This is a genomic window from Streptomyces alkaliterrae (assembly GCF_007097205.2).
Lineage (GTDB): Bacteria > Actinomycetota > Actinomycetes > Streptomycetales > Streptomycetaceae > Streptomyces > Streptomyces alkaliterrae.
Genome location: NZ_VJYK02000384.1, coordinates 1 through 4501 on the forward strand (window position 1 = coordinate 1; position 4501 = coordinate 4501).

Below are 4501 nucleotides of genomic sequence, written 5' to 3' on the forward strand. Positions count from 1 at the left end.
CCATCCCGCACCCCGACCCTGACGAAGGGACCATCATGAGACCGACACGACGCCAGAAGACCGGGCGCATAGCCGCCGTCACCGCCGGCGCGCTCGCCCTCAGCATCGGCGCCACCGCCTGCGGCGGCGACACCAGCGGCCCGGCCGGCAAGGAGCTCAGCGGTCAGAACCTCACGGTGGCAGCCGTGTGGACCGGCGTGGAGGCCGAGAACTTCAAGAAGGTGCTCAAGGCCTTCACCGACGAGACCGGCGCCGACGTCAAGCTCGTCGCCTCCGGAGACAACGTCTCCACGTTCGTCGGCAGCAAGATCGAGGGCAAGCAGGCGCCCGAGGTCGTGATGGTGCCGCAGGTCGGCGTGGTCCAGCAGTTCGCCAAGAAGGGCTGGCTGGTGCCGCTGTCCGAGAAGGTCGAGATGGCGACCGCGCGGAACTTCGCCAACGTGTGGAAGGACTACGGCACCGTCGGCGACAAGTTCTACGGCCTGTACTTCAAGGCCGCCAACAAGTCGACCGTCTGGTACCGCCCGGACGCCTTCGACCAGGCCGGCGTCAAGCCGCCGAAGAGCTACGAGGACATGCTGAAGGCCGCCCGCACCATCGGCGACTCCGGCACCTCCCCGTTCGCCGTCGCCGGCGAGGACGGCTGGACGCTCACCGACTGGTTCGAGAACATCTACCTCTCGCAGGCCGGACCGGCCAACTACGACAAGCTCGCCGACCACACCATGCCGTGGACGGACGACACCGTCGTCAAGGCGCTCACCACACTCGGCGAGCTGTTCGCCGACAAGGACCTGCTGTACAAGGGCTCGGCCGGCGCGCTGCGCACCGACTTCCCGACCTCCGTCGAGCAGGTCTTCGGCCCCGAGCCGAAGGCGGCGATGGTCTACGAGGGCGACTTCGTCGGCGGCATCGCCAAGGACCAGTTCGACCGCAAGCTCGGCGAGGACGCGAAGTTCTTCCCGTTCCCCGGTGTCGGCGGCGGTGACGCCCCGGTGGTCAGCGGCGGCGACGCGGCGGTGGTCCTCAAGGAAGGCAAGAACCAGAAGGCCGCGATGCGGTTGATGGAGTTCCTGGCGAGCCCGGAGGCCGCCGAGGTGTGGGCCGGCGCCGGCGGCTACATCTCCCCGAACAAGTCCCTCGACCTGTCCGCATACGGCGACGACACCACGCGTGAGATCGCCAAGTCGCTCGTCGACGCCGGCGACTCCGTCCGCTTCGACATGTCCGACCAGGCGCCGGCCGCGTTCGGCGGCACCAAGGGCGCCGGCCAGTGGAAGCTCCTCCAGGACTTCCTCCGCGACCCGTCCGACCCGAAGGCCACCGCGGCCAAGCTGGAAGCCGCCGCGGCCAAGGCCTTCGGCAACGGCTGAGCTAGGAGAAGTAGGGCATGTCCTCCACAGCCCCCGCTCGCGGCGCCGCGAACCCGCGGCGCCGCGCTCAGCGGCGTCGGAGAATGATCGCCTGGGTGTTCGTGCTGCCCGCGCTGCTGCTCCTCGGCGCGCTGGTGCTCTACCCGGTGTTCTTCTCCATCGGCCGCAGCCTCTTCGACGCCTCCGGCGACAAGTTCGTCGGCGGCGCCAACTACGTCGAGATGTTCCGCGACCCGGCCACCCTCAAGGCCGTCAGGAACAGCACCATCTGGGTCGTCGTCGCCCCCGTCCTGCTCACCGGGCTCGGGCTCGTGCTCGCCGTCCTGACCGAGAAGATCCGCTGGGCGACGGCGTTCAAGCTGGTGCTGTTCCTGCCGATGGCGGTGTCCTTCCTCGCCGCGGGCATCATCTTCCGCCTCGCCTACGAGCAGAACCCCGAGCGCGGGGTCATCAACGCCGTGGTCGTCGGGGTGCACGACACCTTCACCGACTCCTCGCCCTACCCGAAGGCCCGGGCCCGCGAGGGCGACGGCCTGGTGTCCGCCGACGGCGGCTACCGCACCGAGGCGACCGCCCGCCCCGGGCAGAGCGTGCCGCTCGGTCTGGTCGGCGTGCCGCCCACCGAGGTGCCGTCCGGCGCCGGACCGGCCGCCGCCGCTGCCGCCGTCCCGGCCGGTGACGACGAGCTGCGCGGCGTCGTCTACCTGGACTTCACCCCGGGTGGCGGTGGCGAGCCGGGCGTCGTCGACCCGAAGGAACAGGGCCTGCCGGGGATGACCGTCGAGGCGGTGACGGACGGCGGCGGCGTCGCCGCCCGGACCACCACCGCCGACGACGGCTCGTACAGCTTCACCGGCCTCGCCGACGGCTCGTACACCCTGCGGCTGCCGGCGGCGAACTTCGCCGAGCCCTACCAGGGCGTCAACTGGCTCGGCCCGGCACTGATCACACCGGCCGTCATCGGCGCCTACCTGTGGATCTGGACGGGCTTCGCGATGGTGCTGATCGGCGCCGGACTCGCCGCGATGCCGCGCGAGACGCTGGAGGCCGCCCGGATGGACGGCGCCAACGAGTGGCAGATCTTCCACCGCATCACCGTGCCGCTGCTCGCGCCCGTCCTCACCGTGGTGTTCGTGACGCTGGTGATCAACGTGATGAAGGTCTTCGACCTCGTCTACATCATCGCCCCGGGCCCCGTCCAGGAGGACGCCAACGTACTGGCCACCCAGATGTGGCTGGTGTCCTTCGGCGGCGGCAACGACCAGGGACTGGGCAGCGCGCTCGCCGTGCTGCTGCTGGCCCTCGTGGTCCCCGCGATGATCTTCAACATCCGACGTTTCCGCAGGAGCGAGTCATGAGCGCCCCCGGCATCACCGAGGTGCCCCGCCCCGACGCGGACGCCGGGCGGGCCGTCGCCACACCGAAGTCCGGACGCCGGCGGCGGCGGGCGGCGTCGCGTCCCCCGCGCGGCGGGCCGGTCGGCTGGATCATGAAGCGGCTCGGCAGCGGCGTGGTGCAGGTCGTGCTGCTGCTGGTCGGGCTGGTCTGGCTCACGCCGCTGGCCGGTCTGTTCCTCTCCTCCCTGCGGAACGACCGGGACAACGCGTCCGGCGGCTGGTGGACGTCCTTCACCGACCCGAGCCAGCTCACGCTGGAGAACTACACCGCGCTGCTGGAGAACTCCGCGATCACCTCGGCGTTCTGGAACACCGTGCTGATCTCGGTGCCGACGACGCTGCTGGTGGTGCTGCTCGCCTCGCTGGCCGGATACGCCTTCGCATGGCTGGAGTTCCCCGGGCGGGACGTCATCTTCCTCGTCGTGGTGGGCATGTTGGTGGTGCCGATCCAGATCGGTCTGCTGCCGGTGGCCAAACTCTTCGGTGAGATCGGGCTGTTCGGCACGATCCCGGGCGTGGTGCTCTTCCACGTCGCCTACGGGCTGCCGTTCGCGGTGTTCCTGCTGCGCAACTACTTCGCGCAGATCCCCCGGGAGATGCTGGAGGCCGCCCGGATGGACGGCGGCGGCGAGTGGCGGATCTTCGTGCAGCTCGTGTTGCCGCTGGGCCGCCCGGCCATCGCCAGCCTGGCCATCTTCCAGTTCCTGTGGGTGTGGAACGACATGCTCGTGGCGCTGCTGTTCGCAGACAGCGAGTCCCAGCCGCTGACGGTCGCGCTGCAGCAGGAGATGCGGCAGTTCGGCAGCAACATCTCGGTGCTCGCGCCGGGTGCGTTCCTGTCGCTGGTGGTGCCGCTGGCGGTGTTCTTCGCCTTCCAACGGCACTTCGTGCAGGGCGTGATGGCCGGCTCGGTCAAGTAGCGCCCCCTCGACGCGGGACGGTCCGGTGTCCACATCCCCGCCCGACACCGGGCCGTCCCGCTCTCTCGTCACACCTCCAACAGCACGGTGAAGGGGCCGTCGTTGACGAGTGAGACCTTCATGTCCGCGCCGAACCGGCCCTCGGCGACCTCCGCGCCCAGCTCCCGCAGCCGCGCGCACACCTCGGCCACCAGCGGCTCGGCGACCGGCCCCGGCGCCGCCGCGTTCCACGTCGGGCGGCGGCCCTTGCGGGCGTCCCCGTACAGCGTGAACTGGCTGATCACCAGCAGCGGCGCCGCCACGTCGGAACAGGACTTCTCGCCCGCCAGGATCCGCAGGCTCCACAACTTCCGGGCCAGGCGCTCCGCGTGCTGCGGGGTGTCGTCGTGGGTGACGCCGACCAGGACGCACAGGCCCTCGCCGACGATCTCCCCGACCGTCTCGCCCTCGACCGTCACACTGGCGCCGTTCACCCTCTGAACTACTGCTCGCATTGCTCCATGATGCGCCGGATGGGTGCCAAGTCGATGCGCGAGGCGCATGCGCGGTGGCACTATGCGAGGGCGCCACGTGGCGGACACGGGCGCCGCCCCCTGGCGGCACCCCGCCGGCCGAGGGTCGGGACGCCGCGTACCGGTCCGGCACCGGACGGTCCCGCGGGGAGTGCCCAGCCGCGCGACGCCGGGGAGAGCGCACCGAGCGGCACCGGGCGGAAACCGGGCGACCGGGGACGAGGGGAAGCACATGAGCACGGCCTCCACACAGACGACCCACGCGACACGTGCGACGGAAGCGACGGGCGGGACGGGCG

Annotated in this window: 4 protein-coding genes; 3 read left to right on the plus strand and 1 reads right to left on the minus strand. The window is 70.8% G+C overall.

The features are described from left to right. Positions 1 to 35 precede the first annotated feature (35 nt). The 3 genes from FNX44_RS24155 to FNX44_RS24165 all read left to right on the plus strand — a co-directional run bounded on the left by FNX44_RS24155 (position 36) and on the right by FNX44_RS24165 (position 3690). Positions 36 to 1373, plus strand: a complete 1338-nt coding sequence (locus tag FNX44_RS24155; protein WP_143651048.1) for an ABC transporter substrate-binding protein — start codon at positions 36 to 38, stop codon at positions 1371 to 1373. A 17-nt stretch (positions 1374 to 1390) separates the two neighbouring features. Further along, positions 1391 to 2731 (plus strand): ABC transporter permease, encoded by a 1341-nt coding sequence (locus FNX44_RS24160; RefSeq protein ID WP_143651050.1) that lies wholly within the window; start codon positions 1391 to 1393, stop codon positions 2729 to 2731. A gap of 131 nt (positions 2732 to 2862) precedes the next feature. After that, complete coding sequence (locus tag FNX44_RS24165) at positions 2863 to 3690, plus strand: carbohydrate ABC transporter permease (RefSeq protein ID WP_228450172.1); 828 nt, start codon at positions 2863 to 2865, stop codon at positions 3688 to 3690. 68 nt (positions 3691 to 3758) lie between these two features. Here the strand turns inward: FNX44_RS24165 and dtd are convergent, their stop codons facing one another. After that, positions 3759 to 4184 carry a D-aminoacyl-tRNA deacylase gene (gene dtd, locus FNX44_RS24170; protein ID WP_143651054.1) on the minus strand — a complete coding sequence of 142 codons (426 nt, stop codon included), beginning with the start codon at positions 4182 to 4184 and terminating at the stop codon, positions 3759 to 3761. Positions 4185 to 4501: the final 317 nt, after the last annotated feature.